Source organism: Rhizobium chutanense (assembly GCF_002531935.1).
Lineage (GTDB): Bacteria > Pseudomonadota > Alphaproteobacteria > Rhizobiales > Rhizobiaceae > Rhizobium > Rhizobium chutanense.
Genome location: NZ_NWSV01000023.1, coordinates 16026 through 32788, shown reverse-complemented (window position 1 = coordinate 32788; position 16763 = coordinate 16026). Strand labels below are relative to the sequence as shown.

Genomic DNA, 16763 nt, shown 5'->3' with positions numbered 1-16763 from the left:
ACCTGTCTCCAACCATGGACAAGAAGACATCATGATCCACCATCGTCAAAAATTTCGGACGCTTGCGGCAGAAGCGGCAATGATCCTTGGCGGCTTCATCTTCGGGACATCGGAATTTGCGGCAATGGGCCTGCTCCCCGAAATGGCGAAGGCAAACGGTGTCGCCATCGATGTCGCCGGAGCGTCCGTCACATCCTATGCCCTGGGTGTGGTCTTCGGCGCTCCCCTGATCGCAATCGTTTCCGCCCGGACGCCGAGACACTTATCTATCCTGATACTTCTCGCCATTGGTGCTGTCGGGAACATTCTGACTTCCCTGACCGGAAACTTCCCCATGCTCATCCTTGCCCGGTTCGTTTCCGGACTGCCGCACGGGGCGTATTTCGGCATAGCTGCGCTGATCGCCGCCGCAATGGCCGGCCATGGCAGACGGGCACAGGCTGTAGCTCGCGTCATGATGGGACTGAGTGTCGCCAACCTCTTCGGAACGCCGATCGCCACTTTCATCGGCGAAAGCACGAACTGGCGAATTCCTTATTTCCTTCTCGGAGCGTTTGCTCTCGTGGTGGCCTTGGGATGTCACTTAGCGATACCGAAGATGCCCGCTGCCGAAGGTTCCGGCGCAGCCAAGGAAATGGGTGCTCTGGCAAGGCCACAGGTCTGGTTGACCTTTGCGATCGGCTCCCTGGGCCTGTCCGGACTTTTCGCAGTCTACACGTACCTCGTGCCGACCTTGATCTCGGTGACGGGGATCGGTGAGCAGAAAGCGCCGCTGTTTCTCGTCATTATCGGCTGCGGAATGGTTGTCGGCAATTTCTTCGGAGGCTGGTTGGCAGATAGGGGCGTCATGCGAGCGATTGGGCTCCTGCTGGCCTTAAATGTCATCACATTCGCCCTGTTTCTGGTCAGCGTTCACAGCGCCGTTTTGATTGCTGTTGCTGCGTTCCTCGCAGGATTTTCAGCTCTTGCCCTCGTGGCCCCGCTGCAGGCGCGACTGATGGATGTGGCCGGACAGGCACAGAGCCTGGGGGCGATGCTCAATGGCTGCGCGATCAACGTTGCCAATGCGGCTGGAGCAGCGCTTGGCGGGCTGCTCATCACGACGAAATATGGGCCTGCATCGACAGGTGTCGTGGGTGTCGGTCTCGGTATCGCGGCCCTGGTCGTGTTTTCGATCTCGATAAGGAATGAGCGGCATCATCACAAACAGCTGTCACCGGGCTAGCAACCATTCAGGGCCTGGCTTGTTCTCCCGCATGAACCTGATGAAAGCACTGAGGGCGGCAGGCATCTGCCGTTTGCTTGGGTAAAACAGGTAAATACCCGAGACCCAGGAGCTCCAACCATCGAGAACCCGGACAAGCTCGCCAGTGGCGAGCGCATCCTTTACCAGCACCTTCGGGACCAGACCGATTCCACCTCCGCCACGAATGGCTGAGGCCAGGACACGAAGGTCGTTTGCCACGAAATGCATACCGGTCGCCGGTTCAGCTTTCTCATCGCCGTTCGTCAGTACCCAAGGGCGAACGATTCCGTCCCAGGAGGACCGCAAGCGGATGCACCAATGTTCGCTCAGTTCGGACGGTGTGGCAGGAGCCACGCGACTTCGGAGATAGTCGGGCGATGCCATCAGAACCTCTTCGAACGCGTCGACGAGCCGAACGGCGACCATGTCCCTTTCTATGCGCTCTCCAACTTGGATCCCCGCGTCGATCCGGTTTTCAACGAGATCGACGTGAAGATCGTCGACCAGCATTTCAACCTCGATATCCGGATGGGATGACAGGAACTGGCCGATCAGTGGCGCTGCAAGCAGTGTCGCAGCAGTTCGCGAACCAATGATCCGAAGGCGTCCACCGGTCTCACTGCGGAAGCGGTTTAGACCGTCCAGCGCCACATCAAAGCTTTCGAGCAGCGGCTCCAATGATTTCAGGAACTCGTCTCCCGCATCCGTCAGGGAGACTCTGCGGGTGGTTCGCGTGAGAAGGCGGACGCCGAGCTTCTCTTCAAGGCCGCGTAGAGTTTGACTGAAAGTCGGGACCGAGACGCCCACATTCGCGGCAGCCCGCGTAAAGTTGAGCTGGCGTGCTACTTCTACAAAGGCCACCAGCTCCCGCATTTCAGGTCTATGCAAACAGCGGCCTCCTGTCCTTCGTGATCAGAAAACATTGCCCAAGAGCCTGAGCGGCTCGAAGGTGAGGAGCGCGCTACTAAGGTTGGTAGCGCTTTAATTGCTGCATGAATTCTTTGACGTGCGGGAAGAAATCTGCAAACGGCGGCTTGGCGCGATGACGCAGCAACACTTCGGCGAATAATTTGAGCCCGACCGTCAGCTCGACCGCCTCTTCGGCTGGAACCACTCTCTTTTCCTGAACCAGTTTCAAGATGTGCAACAGGTCATCATGATTGGTCACTTCGAAAACCAGAGGCTCCTTGGCGACGGCTTCAGCGCCGATTTCTTCCACGGCGATCCTGTACCTGTAGGGCATTACAAACTTCCTTGAGGGCAGAGGCAATAGCGCGGGCGGTATCACGACCTGATCAATTCTCCACCCATTCGGTCAATCCCACGGGCGAAGTGATCCACCCAGGTCTCCAGGAAGCTCCGTGTGGACTCGTTGACGATGTTTAGGTCGACATCGAACAAATCCTCCTTCCAAGAAAGGTGACCTCGGGCTGCCCCATCGTGACCACGTGGATCGAAGCCAGGACCGTCCGCAACTGGCTCTGGCCAACAGCCGAACCGATTGCGCCGGGCGACGTGCCAACCACAGCGCCAGGCTTGTTCGAGAAAACGTTCTTTCCATGCGGACACGTGCCCCAATCGATGGCGTTTTTGAGAACAGGGGTGAACGAGCGGTTATATTCGGGAGAGACAAAGAGCACGCCATCGGCTTCCGAGATACGCCGCTTAAGCTCCCAAATGGACTCCGGTACGGTTTCCCAGAGATCGTCATTATAAAGCGGGACGTCGCTGAGATCGACGATATCGAAGTGAAGGCGATCCTTGGCCAGGTGAGCAAGAGCCTTCGCGAATTTTTTATTGATGGAGTCGCGACGCAGCGAGCCAACGATGACTGCAACTTTCTTCATTTTCGCTCTCACGCTTGAACGAGCCGCATTGACAATGCGGGTGCGGCGTTGGCGTCATGGTACAACGCATTAAATCAGCGTCAAGATATATCTTAGAGATGACTAAGGACCGACATGACAAAGAATGAAATCAATATTGGAACCCCGGCTGGACGTCGAATGCTCGACGGCGATGAGTTGGGATATCTTTTATTGCTGTTGATCGAAGGCGAGGTGCCGCGACACGGGTATGATTTAATCAAAGAGATCAAAACGCGGTCCGGCGGCAATTACGCACCCAGTTCGGGGATCGTTTATCCAAAGCTCGCCACGATGATGGATCAAAAGCTCCTATCCTCGTCTGCGCCGAGCGATCAGAAACGTGCGTATGTGCTGAACGCTGAGGGAAAACACTACCTCGATGAGCATCGGACGGAGGCGCAGGGTGTGCTGGCAAGGATCGAGGCTTTGCGTTTTCGTGGCACGGATGTATCGGCCGGTCCTGTAGGACGCGCCATGCAAGGTTTGAAGACCGCCCTGGGTCAGAAGTTGGCGGGAGACCCTACCCGTGAGCTTCAGTTGGATGTTGCAGATATCATTGACGAAGCGGTCCGGAAGATCGAGCGTCTTTGACAAGTCGAAGGCGCTTTCCGGCGTATCGGCTGTCCAATCGCGTTGCGTGCTATCTCGCCTCGGATAACGTCGCTGATCGGAGCGATGGAAAATACGGTCCTGCTTGTGCTCGAGCGAAGCTCTTATTTCGAAACCGGCGTCTGCGCCGAAAAGTCTGAATTCTTTATTCGACCGGAGCGCTATAAGTTTGTCCTCGGTAATCGAATTGCCGAGCGCTGATTGTTCGAGTGCCTGCTCTTGAAAGGATTCGAACTGCTGACACCGCCCATCGTTTAGCGATAGCAGTGGTTTTAGGGGAGAAATTTGGAACGCCGCATCGGGCATTGCGAATTCCAAGCACATGATACGTCGCTCGCTGACTCGAAGCATGGCACAGATTGCCTAGTTCCCTTCAGCCTTGTTCTCTCGATAGTATCGATAAAAGCAGGTTCTACTACGGGAAGTGTGATTTTTGATCGCGCTCACACAGAGGGTTTGATGGGGTACCGTTTACAAGAAATTGTTAAGGCGAAACGAGAGTCCCTGCTGGGTCTGCGCTCCACCCTGGGGTCATGGCCTTGTAACCGTGTGGACCGATCGTATGCTGGACAGTCAACCTATCCATCCCTACATGATGCTCACCATCGGTACACTCCCCTGTAGGGTCGCGAAGTCTTGGCCCTTACCTGCAGCATGGGAACAATGGTTGGTGTCGTGTGTTTGGATCGTGGTGCCCATGATGGCTCCCGTAGGGAGGTATCATTAGTCAACTTCATGTTGACTGGCAGGGTATCCAGGGGTATAGTTCCCGCAGTCCCAAAGATGGTGAGCGCCTTAGGGTGCAATAGGGACACCACACCAGGCAACTGGTTCCTCTGTGAGGAGTCAAGTGGTATCCGTACGAAACGCAAGTTTCACAGATAGGTCCTGCGGGGCCTATTTTTGTTTCTAGCTCCGCTTTATGGTCTGCTTCCGACCCGGCGTCACCGGGGTGTTCTTCACCTTTGCTTCGACCAGGTCGTCAAATGTCACCGGCTGTGCCTTCCTGGTAAAGTTTGTCCGCAGATGTGCGCTCTGAACCGTCAGGATGGCGTCATACCTGGGGTTCCTTGCAGGGCGGAGCGCAAAGAAAACGACGTAGTTTCCGCCGTTCGAGCGGATGAAGAAAAAGTTTGTCTGCTTTGTCAGATAGACCGGCCGGCCCAGCAAATTGGCGATATAGTTCGGCAGGTTATGCGACAGCCCATGCCGCACGAGACAAAAGGCACGCTTCTCGTGCTTATGAACATAATGAAAATCAGGCGTGTGGTGCGGCTTCAGCTCCTCTGTGAAGCAGTGGCAGCTATAGGTCACCAGGACCTTGAAGGTCGCATCTCCCTTCTGGACCTGAATCACAATGTCCTCAAGGTGCCCCATCGCGTACGTGGCGCCGTTGATCGTCTTGTCTTTAAACTTCGCCACGCACTTCCTGCCCGAGCATTATCCTGTTCCGCGACAGAGGTTCGAAGCGGAGAGACGCTTCTACAACAAGTCGTAACCAGGCCCAAGTTGTTGTTGGACCGACTCGACCTTTACTCGGCATCCTGCACCCATCCTGCCCGCGGCCTCGCGTGCTCTTATGCTGATAAGCCTCCAGGCCGTACCTCCCAATCCACAATTTTGTAGAGATGAGAACGAGGACACCGTGACGCCCCGAGATACGGGTGTTAAGGATCGGGCGGGCCTACCCGAAACAATGCGCCGACGATCGGCATATGGATCCAGAGTTCCGAGCAGCGTCGTCCGGTGACTGTTTCCACCGCGCCTGCATAGGCAGCAAGCTGCGGCGCGTGCCCAACAGCCCGGTCTTCCCAGAGCTCGAAGCGGCCGGGAAAGCTCTTGTGGTCGATAATAGCAAAATCAATCCCGGTTTCGACCAGCATATCGACGCGGCCCTTGAGAAGCTGATCGGCTGCGGGTGCCGTGACGGGCACTTCAGCAATGCCACTGCTCGCTGGCCATCGGCCACGGCGCCAGGTAGCCAGCCTGTCACTGGCGATGAGCGCATCATCTGCTTTAAAGCCAGTGACGTTCCAACGCGTCAGGATAGAGGTCGCGTCGGCAAGCCGCTGGTCTCTGTCGCGGTCTGGATCATCATAGCCGATGATAGAATGAAGCGCTTCGCCCAGCGCCGCGATATCGGCGATCCCGTCGATCGGGAGCCTTCCACCGAGATCAACCTTTTCGACGACCCTCCAGTTTCCGCCATCCGCGTCGCTTGGTCTCAGGAAAAGGGGCAGCCGGGCTGCGGGCTCGGTCACACGCGCGCGAACGAAGGTTTGTAAGGCGGCACGCTCCGTCGCCTCGCCACTGGCCGAGAGAGCCCGCATATCGACCGTGAAATTCTGACAACCAACTCCGAGTTGGTTATCGTCGCTCTGCGGGGGAACGATATGGGTCGCCGCCTCAGACGCATTGAGCAGGCCCAGCCAGTTGAGATTTCCCTTCCCCGGTGGAGCAAAAATCAGATAATCACGGGCTCGTGTGGCACCGACATAAAGAAGTCTTGTGTCTTCCTCGACAGCACGTTGTAACGCACGCCGGCCTATCTCCGAGGTCGCGACCTCCACGTCGATCGTGCTGCCTTTTCCGCTTTGACCATAGGGCCATGGCCAGAAGCGGATCCATCGCTCTGAAAGGGGGTTGCGCCAATCAAGTTCGCCGGTCGTCTCAGCAACCGGCTCGAACAGCCTAGCTTTCGATTCCCACGAAAGACCGGTCAGGATCGTCATTGGCCATTCAAGGCCCTTCGATCCGTGATAGGTCATGACCTGGATCGCGTCATTGGCAAGGCTCGGAGGCCGTTTCGGTTCGGCGCCGTCGAGCGCAAGCAGAAATCCCTGCAGGGTCGCCGGCGAACCGGATGCCGCGCACTCCCCCTCATAGGCACGCGAGAAACCTCGCAATGCCTCGAGGTCGTCGAAGCGCATCGCGGTATCGCCCCAGCTCTCGATATGGCTCAGCAGCGCTGGCATAGCGAGTACGGCGTCGACCAGTTCGGCCGGCGTGAAATTCAACAATTGTTCCGCGAGCCTATCTAGCGCGTCCGATATCGGCACTTCGACCCGTAGCGCTGGGTCGGCATCATCAGAGCTAGCTGCCCGCAGCCATGCGTCGGACCCGGCATCATCGGCAAAGAAACGGGCGAGCTCGGCGAGGGCCAGGCGATCCGTCGCGTCAGCCACGCGGCGACATGCGGCGAGCACGAATTCGACATGCGGCGTGCGCGTGAGCCCTGAGCGTTCGACTGCGACTGGAAGACCGGCACGGCTAAGGGCGGCAGCAAAGCGCCCGACATCTGTGTTGGAACGGCAGAGAATGGCAATGTCGCCCGGCATGATCGGCCTGTGATCGTGCTTGTCATCCTCGACAAGCCACTTATCGGCCTCCGTCAAGCTTTGCCGAATGCCTTCCGCAAGGGCTTGTGCCTGCTCTTCGATCTTGCCGATCAGCCACCACCATCCGGCTGAGGACTTCTCGAAGCCATCGTCGGATCGCGCCGCATCCGAAAACGCATGCTGCGCCGCCGGCAGTCCCATCCGTTCGAAGACGGGCGTGAACATAGCGTTGAACAGTCCGACCAAGCTCTTCCGGCTTCGCCATGACTTGGACAAGACTGGATTGTCCTCGGGCGCGCCACCGGCGCCGAGAAACGCAGCCTGAGTCAGCTCGGTGTCGGCACCTCGAAAACCGTAGATCGCCTGCTTCGGATCACCGACCCAGGTGCTCTCTTCGACCAACTCCCCGAGAAGCGTGAAAACGGCAAGCTGGAGGGGGCTCGAGTCCTGGAACTCGTCGACGAAAACGCGGCTGACACGTTCCTTGAGCCGTGCAGCCAAGTCGGGTGTTTTCAGGATATCCAGCGCAAGGGCTTCCTGATCGGTGAAGTCCAGCAGTCCACGCTCGGCCTTCCAATCCCGGTAGGCGGTCAAAGCTTCGGCTGCGCAATCAAACGTCTCGGTGATAAACTGCTCGCATTCGGATCGGAGCCGCGGATGTTCGCTGTGCCGTCCCGCCGCCGCGATCAGACGGGCGAGCGCCTGATTATAAGGTTGCCCGTCTTTGGTGGGAGCGCATTTCACCTTGGTCAGACGCGCCCAAGTCGGCCAGCTCAGCGTTTCGCCGCGCAAAATGCGTTCATGCGCCGCTCTAATCGTCTCGACCGAATCCGCTCCAGTGTTGCTCACTGCCGCGGGGCGCATTTCGACGGCATCCTTCAAGGCACTCGCCAATGCTGCATCCAGGTCCGCACCCTCTGCTGCCGGAGACGGGAAGCATGCCAGAAAGGACTCAGCCGATCGCTGCGCCGAAAAAGCCAACTGTTCGGTCTCAATTCCGTTTGCCCGGGCAAGGGTCGCGATGGTGCGGACCGTCCGGCGCCAATCCGGCGGCTCTCCGGTGCCAGGGGCACGAGGATCGTTGTAGCCGAAGTGGTCGGAAAGCTCGTTCAGGATCTCCGCACGCGCGGCAATTGCCGCATCTGCGGCCACGCTGAACACCAGCGACATGTTGGATTCGCCGATGACATTGGTCGACGGCGAGCGGCCAAGGTCGATCGCGAACTCGTTGACGATTTGGCTGCAGACCGCATTGACGGTGCCAAAACGTGCGCCCAGCAATTGGGCGGCCGCATCCGCCTTGCCCTGTTCGAACAATTTGGCGCGGGCGCGCTCGACGAGTTCGTCTGCCGCCTTGATTGTAAAGGTCGTCGCAAGTATCTGTTCTGGCGTGCGAGCCAGGACCTCATCAGCGATGTCGTTTACGATCCTTGTCGTCTTTCCGGCACCGGCGGCAGCGGTAATGGTCGTCAGTCGCGGCATCAAACAAGCTCCTGGTAGACGCGACAGAGGCCGCGCAAATTGCAGAACCGGCAAGGTTCCTTTCCTGCTTCAATGGCAAGGCCGGCGGGGCGCAGATCGCCGGTGTCAGAGAAACCGGCAGCAATTAGCGTCCCGGCAGTGGCAAGGTCGTGCCAGAGACGCCAATCATTTGTGACATGACCAAGTGTGGCGAGGTCATCGATATCCGCTTCGATCGGACTGTCGGTCAGAATAGAGCCCGGGCCGGCCACAATGCGCCGCTGGCGGAGCAGGAAATAGCCGCCAGGGGCACCTGTCCCGTCGCCGGCCGAAAGCCCGCGATAGACGGCCAACTGAATGGCGCGCCCCAACGCGATCTCCTCCCTGTATCGCCGTTCGGATCGGGTCCACTTGAGGTCGAGAACCGAGATCTGGTCGCCACGGCGAACAAGGAGATCAAGCCTGCCCTGCAGGAGCAGCCGCCCCTGGATACCTTCCCGATCGAGTTCCGAACCGACGATCTCCAGACCTTGAGCATGGAGCAGGCGAACAAGCGCCTCCAAGGCACGCGGCACCATTTCGCGAGCGGCCGCGAGTTCTCCGGCATGTTCGGGCTGGAGGAGCGGAGCTGCGATCTCGGGAAGCAGGCTTTCGAAATGCCTGATTGCTTCCGTCCTGATGTTGGCTTCGGCCGGCGATGCGCCCGGAAGGAGCAGCCGACGGGCGATCTCGTGGGCGAGATTTCCGAAGAGCTGGTCGGTGCCTGGAATTTCCGCAAAACGCCCCGGCCGAAGATTGAGAATATCCTGGGCGTACCAGCTCAATTGACAGTTCAACATCCGTGTCAACGAAGTCGCGCTCTCGCGACGGGTGTCGGCAAGGCGTGTCGTTCCCGGCGGTATCGTCCAAACCGGAACCCTTGCCGGCGGCTGCATTTGCCGTTCAACAAGCTGGCGAGGAAGTATCCTGCCGGCGAGCATGGCATCGGGTTCACGCAGCAGCCGTTCCGCCTTGAAGGTGATCGCCGCCCCGCCTTCTTTCAGCAGAGGCCGCAAACGGTGCGCCATGGGATGAAGGGTTGTCTGCTCGTCGCGCGCAAGCGCTGGACGCACGAGAATAACGTTTCCATGGGCACGCCGGATAACGCCGCTATGGGCGGCCTCGATCCGACGCACAATCGCTGGTGAAGCATCGATCTCCACTCCATTGGCAGTGAGCGCTTCACGCTCGGCATTGTCCCACGGTGTGATGGCAATCTTCTCGCCAGGACCGACAAAGTTCCACCAGATGACGCGCTGGGCCGAGGACCACAATGCTCCCGGCGCCTTGATGGCACGAACAGCGCCAGCTTCCGCGAAATGGTCTGGATTGGGAACGCCCTCCGACAGGACTTGCAAGACAACCCGCTCGAGAAGGAGGGCGGGAATGACCGAAAGCTCCAAGCGGCCCAGGGCGTCAGACACAGCGGCTGCAGCATTCGAAACTGCCATCAGCAAGCGGTTGCCCTCGCCACCGTCCGAACGCATCGCCCAAGCGGCCACTCTCCCGCAGATCGCCATGGCCTCCGACAGTGGGATCCCCTCGCTTCTCGCAAAGCGCCCGACCTCCGTCCATGCGCGCCATTCCGCGAGCGTCGTGTCGGTTTTCCGGCGTGCTGTATCCGCGTCGGATTGCGCATTGATTTCGAGCAGGCGACCCTCGATTTGGGCCCATGCTTCCCGCCAGACGCGGCCGCCGACGCCAGGCTCTTCGCCGAGCGCGCGCGCGAGCCGACGCGCTACCCAGGCCGCAACAGGAGGCCGCGGAAGGAGGAAGAGGTTTAGGAGAACGCGTGGGTCGAAGGGCTGCCACGCAGCGGCAAAAGCCAAAGGAAGGACCTGCAACGCTCCGCGCCAAGGCGATGACGCGGAGAGGCCGAGAGCTGGAACGCCCCTTGCCCGTAAGGCATGGTCGAGGAGCGCGGTATCGCCCTCCGAAGCAAGAATGACCGTTCCGTGAAGGTCTTCCAACGGCACGGCAGCTAACCAGTTCGCGACCGTTTCAGCCGCCATGAGTTCCGTATCGGCTTCCACCATTGTGAAAGTGCCGTCGCCGACAAATGGTTGGACGGGCTCGCCTGACAGAACCCTCTGCACCATGCGCAGGTCAGATCCCTCTGTCGCCAGTTCGGGCTGCTCGTAGTCAAAGATCGTGATCCCGATGGCCTCGAAAGCCGCAAACATGCGGGCCCATAGTGGCGGCAGGAGATCGCGCCGGTCTGCCAGACCGATTTGGCGGATTCTCAGGCCAGGGCGGTTCGTCAAGACATCGAGCAAAGCGATGGCGCGGTCTTCCAGGCCCGCCGGCAATGCCGGCTCTACCGCCTCTACCGCGGCTAAATCGTCGAGGCGGGGGCTGCCGATCGCGGTGCCGCGCCAGCCGCCGCCCACCAGCGTATCGCGCCACCCAAGGATCACGGCGGCCGTGGACCAGGGATCTTTCGAAAACGACGAAGCCCAGAAACGGCTCCCTTGGCACGTGCGAAGTTTGGTTAGATAGGTCGCAATACGCACGGCTTTCGGAACGTTGGGAGCAAGCATCCCCATTTGGGTTTCAAGCATCTGGACCAGGCCAAGGGGACCAACAACGTCTTTATCTAGCGATCCGACCGCATGATGCGCATCCGGGTAAACTCGACCATCCGCAGCTAAGCCAAAAATGAGTTGCATTTACTGGTCCCCGATTCTCCTACTACAGATTGCACGAAGTCGGCGGCCCAGGCGAGATTTATCGTGGCCTGAAACACAGAAAAAAGCCGAGTATTGAAATTGTAACGGTTGCTTCGACGGAAGATGGCGTCAGTAACGTGAGGTAGCGATCAATTTCGGCAGATACGCCTGAAGTTGGAAATTGGTTACCTGTCACGATCTCCCGTCCCGCAGTCAGGATTTAATCGAGTGTATTAAGGATTCACAGGTCGACCGCGTGGTGGTGTCGAAATTGATGGGGCGTCCGGCATGCCGGACCGCGCGAACCTGGATAGTTGCGTAAGGCCCAGCTTTGGGGCCTCGCTCCGATAGGCGCCGCACCTCTGTTACTCTGCAAGCGCAGGCAGAAGTGATCGCGATCAGGCGCGAGACGGCCACCGCCGCGGTGATAGCACTCACATGCGGTGCCGCCACGCTTGCCCCAGCAACCTCGGCCGTTCCGCAAGTGCCAACCTCGTTTTGAAGTTGATGATAGGCGCTTTCGTCGGGGATGACATTCCCATCGGTCGCATCCGCTTGCCCCTCAAAGTGTCTAGCGATCGATCGCTGAGCGTCGAAGATCGTTACGCGATAGCGATTAAAGTCGGATGCTTTCCGGCCGAGCCCCGCATCAACAATGCACTCAAAGCCGGTTTGTGCCATGAGCCTACGCGATGCAATTTTGTCGACACCGCAAAGCGCGATACGCGGATCATCGTCTTCCAGCACGTCTCCCGCTAGAAGCCTTCGATCAACGCGACGAACATCGAACCCCCTCGCCTCTGCCCAGGCGGCCGCAACCTTGGTCTTGAGCTCGCCGTAGGCTTCGGACCTGACCAGCACCGAAGTCGCCCAGTTTTCTTCACTGACCTTATCGCGATCCTGCAAAACCAACTCGACGTCAGATGGGTCAGCGTAGGGCAAAGCCGCCAGTGCCCAGAGAAAGGCCTGACCGAGATTGCCGAGGCCGACCAACCATATGGCGCCCGGCAGGAACACGTCGGCGAAGACCGGCGGCACTTCGCCCGCCGCAGTCGGCCATAGGTCGACCTCCATGGAACCCTCCACGGCCCGACCCCGTACTGCATCAAAAGCTGCACCGACAGCGAGCGCCCCTGCAGCAATCCCTGAAAGCGGATTCCGGCCATCGTCGCAAGGAGTGCATCTCGGAGCAACCCCAGCACGCCAGCCACTCCACCACATCCAGATCAAGCCCTCCTCGGGTGGTTGAGGGGTTGCGCCGATCCGGATTCTCTGCGCTGGCGGTCCTGCGAAAGTTGACGCACCGACGAGTTCGGCCGCACCAGAAAGCGTTTGCGCACCGGGCGGCAGCGTCGAATTCAACCGCTGCTCGACCGCCCCGACGAGACGCACACCGCCGACAAAGGTGCGGCTGCCTACCGATACTGCCGTTAGTATCGCAGCGTGGGCCGCTCGTGTCACAGCATCGTCGCCGACCACGATTTCCAGCGTTAGGCGGCGCAGGCGCGCCTGTGCTTCATCGAAGGTAATACCTTCACTATCAACAAGAATTTTGGAGAGTCGTGCAATCTGTCTGTCTAACGCCACGGCCACCACCCGATGTGTAGCGGCGACGGACGTTCGCTACTGCGATCACGCCATTGCCGAGCACCACGATACTCGTATACGCCGATACTTCCGGGCATTGTGGCGCATCCGGCAAAGTGCGGCAGGATGATCGCGATGTGGCCGATCTCCGCCATAATGGGATTCGCTTTGTCCGAGGCGCTTTGGCCAAAGCCAACCGGATGAACGTGGACGTCGGCAACGACTTCACGACCTGTATCGCGGCAGTGCGTCCAGAGAGCTCCGAGCCGGCGTCCATTGATTTCAACGATGCCGGTATCCAGCGCATGCGGGTCGATGTCATCATAGAAGACGAACTCTTCGATCCGGCGCTGTTTGTCTCTCCCACCCAGAAGGAAGGCGCCACTTTCGCGCCGGCTGTAGGTCCGGCGGTGGAGTTCCGCGACACCGGCAGTCCAAATTATGCGGTCACACAGGATTTCAGGCGGTGGCCCGAAGAGGCTGCGCGCGAGCGTTGCTATTAAGGATGCCATAGAGGTCCTCGAAAACGAAAGAGAGGTGACGATCGGGTCGCCAAGCAAGGTGCGGGAACATCCCGGCGTTGTCGCCGTGCGGGCCAGTCATGCGATCCCAGGGGCGGTACACCGTGTCAGAACCCCAGTGCTGAAAGGTTTTCTGCACTCGAGGACCGCCTTTTGGCCGCATGGTGGGCGACAAGGGGCAGTTCCGAGCATGATCCCAGATCTGCACCTGCGGAGCCACCGCCGGGTAGTTGGTGAGTTCGGCGCGAAAACCGTACTCGCTCGTTCGGCCATCCGGCTCGGTCGCCGTGATGGCGAAGTCAAGTTTCGGAAAGGAAAACACGATAATGCGCCAGCGCCCTGCATCGCAACCGCTGAGGAAGGCGACTTCCTGCAGGTCGGCCGCAACGCGGGCGGCGCTCGGATCGGCGATCATGTGGAAGCCCCGTTGGCGATATCGCCACGAACGAGATCGAGAGCGAGCTCGCGATGGCGACCGGCCAAATGGCCGACGTGCTCGGAGCCCGGCAACTCCTGTCTCTCCCCGTGGCGCGTCAACTCGAACTCAGTCGCCATGTTCGGGTCGATATTGAACACCTTGATCGCCCAAGCGAGGACGGCCTCGACGGTCGCGGAACGCTTGAAGCCGCGCGTCTCCTCGCGAGCCTGATAGTAGACCGTCACGACGACCTCGCCAGCGTGGTGGACGTGGTGCCGACGCTTATGCGGATAGTCGGAGTTGACCACCACGACTTCGGTGATCGGCTCTTCGTCGCCCTCGCGGATCAGAATCAGTTCTTCAACCGAACAGCCACGCTCGGAGGCAATGAGATCAAGAATAATAGTTACCCGATCACCAAGGTCGAGTTCGATTACTTTCTCGTCTCCGTGACCAGTCTTCACGGGAACCTTGACCTTCAGCGCCGACGCACTCTGGGTCAGGTTGTCATCAACAATATCCGTCATTGAGCAGTCTCCCGAGGCTCGTGGCCTCTTGCTTCGCGATGGAGACCATCCCCATCCGGCACCTCTTAAAGATGGGGGCAACGCCGCAGTTCGTCAATACCACCATCCAATATTTTGTGAACGTTTGTGGTAAGCACAAATGATGTCAACTTGACAAACACGGCCGATAAGCTGCAGTTTACAGCAATGTCAGACATGGAACTTTATCGCCGTCTTGGTCGGGCGGTTGCCAAGCGTCGCGACGAACTCGGCATGACCCAGGCCGAGGTCGCGACGAAGCTTGGCCTATCGCGAGCGTCGCTCGCTAACCTCGAAAGCGGCAGACAACGGATTATGGTGCACCAGCTCTTTGCACTCGTACACGCGCTCAAGCTGAATTCCATTCTTGAGTTAGTACCTGAAACATGGACACCGGCTGAGCCGCTTCCCGAAATAAAGGTGACTGGTGGCACCGTACTGAGCCCGCAACAGCAGTCGTCCGTAGAGAGCCTTTTAGCCTCTGCATTTGCGGAAGAGGTTCTAAGGAAGCGAAATCCATGACCAGAAGCGCCGAAAAAGAAAAGGCGACGCAAGCCGCGCGGCAATTGCTGACCAAATTTTCAGTCAAATCTGTACCTGTGCCGCTGGAGCGGATCGTCAAAGCCCTGGGCATCCGCGTCGAATACGCACCGCTAGACGGCGAACTATCGGGCCTCGTTTATGTGCGCGAAGGCCTGCCGATCGTTGGCATAAATACGCTTCACGCACCAAACCGTCAAAGATTCACCCTTGCCCATGAATTGGCCCATGTCCAACTTCACGGACCGGAGCTGGAAAACGCGGTGCACGTGGACCGAGGATCGCTACGACGCGATGCTATCTCCGCCGCCGGCACCGACCCAATCGAAATTGAAGCGAACACTTTCGCCGCCGAACTTCTCATGCCTCAGGACCTTCTGCTGGCGATCCTGGATGGCCGATCGATTGACCTCGAAGACGACGAAGCAGTCGCCGGGCTTGCTAAGCGGTTTCGCGTGAGCGAGGCTGCAATGCGTTTTCGACTAGATTCCTTGGGAGGGGCTGGGTGAGCTTTGTCCTCTACGACGTCGAAACGACCGGATTGGCGAAACACTTCGACCAAATAGTGCATTTTGCAGCCGTGCGAACCGATGCCGACCTGAGGATCATTGACCGCCTACAGCTACGCTGCCGGTTAATGCCCCATATAATTCCGTCTCCTGAAGCGTTACACGTAACGGAGCTCGGAATCGATCAGCTCACTGACCCATCGCTTCCTTCTCATCTGGAAATGGTGACTGAAATCCACCGAGTGCTTCAATCATGGCGCCCTGCACTTTTTCTCGGCTTCAACTCCTTGTCCTTCGATGAGGAGTTTTTACGCCATGCTTTTTACCAGTGCCTTCAGGATCCCTATCTCACCAACACACAAGGTAGCGCGCGCGCTGACGTGCTCGGCCTTTGCCGACTAACAGCAGCGCTACGTCCAGACGTCTTGCAGCCTGCGTTGGACGAGCACGGGCATACTGTGTTCAAGCTGAAGCCCCTGGCGGAGGCAAACGGCATGACGGTAGCATTGGCACATGACGCAATGGCGGATGTGCTCACGATGCACGCGCTGTGCAATGTTATTCGGACGCGCGCTCCAGAAATCTGGTCGCAATTTATGCGCTTCAGCCAGAAAGCAAGCGTTGAGGCCTTCGTCACCGACGAAGACGCATTCCTAGTGTCGGAGATGGTCGGCAACCAACATCGCACACGCATCGTGACCCGTATTGGACAACATAGCGGGCAAGCGATCCGCCAATATTGCCTTGATCTCACTGCCGACCTTGACTTGCTCGGCAGGCTTTCGGACGATGATCTTGTTGTACTGTGCAAGTCACCGCAGCGGCCGATTGTGACGGTACGTACGAATGCCGCGCCAACGCTTTGGGCACTCTACGATGCGCTGCCCGAACACTTTGCGCCCTTTGACGAGGCGGAAGTGCTTGAACGCGTCACTAGCCTTCGGGAAGATCGGTCCTTTCAAGAAAGACTCCGCCGGGCCGCTCAGGCAGCTGAGAAGGTATATCCACCCTCTCCCCACGTCGAGGAGCAACTCTACCAAGACGGATTTCCGCCGCCGCAGGACAAGGCTCTCATGGCACAGTTTCACAGTGTCCACTGGGAGCAAAAGGCTGCCTTGGCACGCAATTTTCAAGACCAGCGATATCGCCGCCTAGCGCTGCGGCTAATCTATTTTGAGCGTCCTGATCTAATGTCTGTCGACCTGCGTCAAACCTGGCAGACTGAACTTCATGATCGCCTAATGGCTCCAGCCGAGGCGAAATCCCGATGGCGTTCAATTCCCGCAGCGCGCCAGGAAGCTGAACGATTGATCTCCGCCGGGCTCGATGGCGAGCAACTGATCCGTCAGCGCCAGTTCCTACACTACCTAGACACCGAAGCCAGACGGATCGCAATGGGCACGGCAGCTTAAC

The 16763-nt window shown here is 58.8% G+C and carries 15 protein-coding genes; 6 read left to right on the top strand and 9 right to left on the bottom strand.

Features of this window, described 5'->3' with window-relative positions; all coding sequences use genetic code 11:
* Positions 1–31: 31 nt before the first annotated feature.
* The gene (locus CO666_RS25315) at positions 32–1225 is read left to right on the top strand and encodes an MFS transporter (protein WP_097614803.1); all 1194 of its coding nucleotides are present in this window, start codon (positions 32–34) and stop codon (positions 1223–1225) included.
* Here CO666_RS25315 and CO666_RS25310 read toward each other — a convergent pair.
* The 3 genes from CO666_RS25310 to CO666_RS25300 all read right to left on the bottom strand — a co-directional run bounded on the left by CO666_RS25310 (position 1214) and on the right by CO666_RS25300 (position 3093).
* A complete protein-coding gene (locus CO666_RS25310; protein ID WP_097614802.1) occupies positions 1214–2134 on the bottom strand; it encodes a LysR family transcriptional regulator in 921 nt (306 codons plus the stop codon). The two genes, CO666_RS25315 and CO666_RS25310, sit on opposite strands and share 12 nt — an antisense overlap.
* A gap of 76 nt (positions 2135–2210) precedes the next feature.
* Entirely contained in the window at positions 2211–2489 is a 279-nt protein-coding gene (locus tag CO666_RS25305) for a DUF3861 domain-containing protein (RefSeq protein ID WP_097614801.1), read from the bottom strand.
* A gap of 139 nt (positions 2490–2628) precedes the next feature.
* Positions 2629–3093, bottom strand: coding sequence for an NADPH-dependent FMN reductase (locus CO666_RS25300; protein WP_245436855.1), 465 nt, complete (start codon positions 3091–3093; stop codon positions 2629–2631).
* A 114-nt stretch (positions 3094–3207) separates the two neighbouring features.
* Between CO666_RS25300 and CO666_RS25295 the strand changes: the two genes are divergently transcribed.
* Positions 3208–3705, top strand: a complete 498-nt coding sequence (locus tag CO666_RS25295) for a PadR family transcriptional regulator (protein WP_097614800.1) — start codon at positions 3208–3210, stop codon at positions 3703–3705.
* Between the two features lie 927 nt (positions 3706–4632).
* On the opposite strand, the gene CO666_RS25285 is transcribed toward CO666_RS25295, so the two are convergent.
* The 4 genes from CO666_RS25285 to CO666_RS25270 form a co-directional block, all read right to left on the bottom strand.
* Positions 4633–5145 (bottom strand): hypothetical protein, encoded by a 513-nt coding sequence (locus tag CO666_RS25285; protein WP_097614799.1) that lies wholly within the window; start codon positions 5143–5145, stop codon positions 4633–4635.
* A gap of 245 nt (positions 5146–5390) precedes the next feature.
* Positions 5391–8543, bottom strand: a complete 3153-nt coding sequence (locus tag CO666_RS25280) for a UvrD-helicase domain-containing protein (RefSeq protein WP_097614798.1) — start codon at positions 8541–8543, stop codon at positions 5391–5393.
* On the bottom strand, positions 8543–11230 hold the full coding sequence (locus CO666_RS25275; protein WP_097614797.1) for a PD-(D/E)XK nuclease family protein: 2688 nt from the start codon (positions 11228–11230) through the stop codon (positions 8543–8545). Before CO666_RS25275 ends, CO666_RS25280 begins: the two co-directional genes overlap by 1 nt.
* A 213-nt stretch (positions 11231–11443) precedes the next feature.
* The gene (locus CO666_RS25270) at positions 11444–12817 is read right to left on the bottom strand and encodes a ThiF family adenylyltransferase (RefSeq protein WP_143540370.1); all 1374 of its coding nucleotides are present in this window, start codon (positions 12815–12817) and stop codon (positions 11444–11446) included.
* A gap of 137 nt (positions 12818–12954) precedes the next feature.
* Between CO666_RS25270 and CO666_RS25265 the strand changes: the two genes are divergently transcribed.
* Positions 12955–13320, top strand: a complete 366-nt coding sequence (locus CO666_RS25265) for a hypothetical protein (RefSeq protein ID WP_143540369.1) — start codon at positions 12955–12957, stop codon at positions 13318–13320.
* Here CO666_RS25265 and CO666_RS25260 read toward each other — a convergent pair.
* Positions 13277–13753: a DUF7665 family protein gene (locus CO666_RS25260; RefSeq protein WP_097614794.1), complete on the bottom strand. Its 477-nt coding sequence runs from the start codon at positions 13751–13753 to the stop codon at positions 13277–13279. The two genes, CO666_RS25265 and CO666_RS25260, sit on opposite strands and share 44 nt — an antisense overlap.
* The gene (locus tag CO666_RS25255) at positions 13750–14283 is read right to left on the bottom strand and encodes a hypothetical protein (RefSeq protein ID WP_097614793.1); all 534 of its coding nucleotides are present in this window, start codon (positions 14281–14283) and stop codon (positions 13750–13752) included. The genes CO666_RS25260 and CO666_RS25255 overlap by 4 nt, the downstream gene beginning before the upstream one ends.
* Positions 14284–14433: 150 nt before the next feature.
* On the opposite strand from CO666_RS25255, the gene CO666_RS25250 reads away from it, so the two are divergent.
* From CO666_RS25250 to CO666_RS25240, 3 genes are read left to right on the top strand one after another with little or no spacing between them, the layout of a single operon-like run.
* On the top strand, positions 14434–14823 hold the full coding sequence (locus CO666_RS25250) for a helix-turn-helix domain-containing protein (protein ID WP_097614792.1): 390 nt from the start codon (positions 14434–14436) through the stop codon (positions 14821–14823).
* Positions 14820–15350, top strand: a complete 531-nt coding sequence (locus tag CO666_RS25245) for an ImmA/IrrE family metallo-endopeptidase (protein ID WP_097614791.1) — start codon at positions 14820–14822, stop codon at positions 15348–15350. The genes CO666_RS25250 and CO666_RS25245 overlap by 4 nt, the downstream gene beginning before the upstream one ends.
* Positions 15347–16762, top strand: a complete 1416-nt coding sequence (locus CO666_RS25240; protein WP_097614790.1) for an exonuclease domain-containing protein — start codon at positions 15347–15349, stop codon at positions 16760–16762. The genes CO666_RS25245 and CO666_RS25240 overlap by 4 nt, the downstream gene beginning before the upstream one ends.
* The last annotated feature ends 1 nt before the right edge of the window (position 16763 follow it).

Excerpts from the sequence above, each read along its gene's own strand:
- CO666_RS25315 (WP_097614803.1), top strand. The coding sequence starts at position 32 with ATGATCCACCATCGTCAAAAATTTCGGACGCTTGCGGCAGAAGCGGCA.
- CO666_RS25305 (WP_097614801.1), bottom strand. The coding sequence starts at position 2,489 with ATGCCCTACAGGTACAGGATCGCCGTGGAAGAAATCGGCGCTGAAGCC.
- CO666_RS25300 (WP_245436855.1), bottom strand. The coding sequence starts at position 3,093 with ATGAAGAAAGTTGCAGTCATCGTTGGCTCGCTGCGTCGCGACTCCATC.
- CO666_RS25295 (WP_097614800.1), top strand. The coding sequence starts at position 3,208 with ATGACAAAGAATGAAATCAATATTGGAACCCCGGCTGGACGTCGAATG.
- CO666_RS25280 (WP_097614798.1), bottom strand. The coding sequence starts at position 8,543 with ATGCCGCGACTGACGACCATTACCGCTGCCGCCGGTGCCGGAAAGACG.
- CO666_RS25275 (WP_097614797.1), bottom strand. The coding sequence starts at position 11,230 with ATGCAACTCATTTTTGGCTTAGCTGCGGATGGTCGAGTTTACCCGGAT.
- CO666_RS25260 (WP_097614794.1), bottom strand. The coding sequence starts at position 13,753 with ATGATCGCCGATCCGAGCGCCGCCCGCGTTGCGGCCGACCTGCAGGAA.
- CO666_RS25255 (WP_097614793.1), bottom strand. The coding sequence starts at position 14,283 with ATGACGGATATTGTTGATGACAACCTGACCCAGAGTGCGTCGGCGCTG.
- CO666_RS25245 (WP_097614791.1), top strand. The coding sequence starts at position 14,820 with ATGACCAGAAGCGCCGAAAAAGAAAAGGCGACGCAAGCCGCGCGGCAA.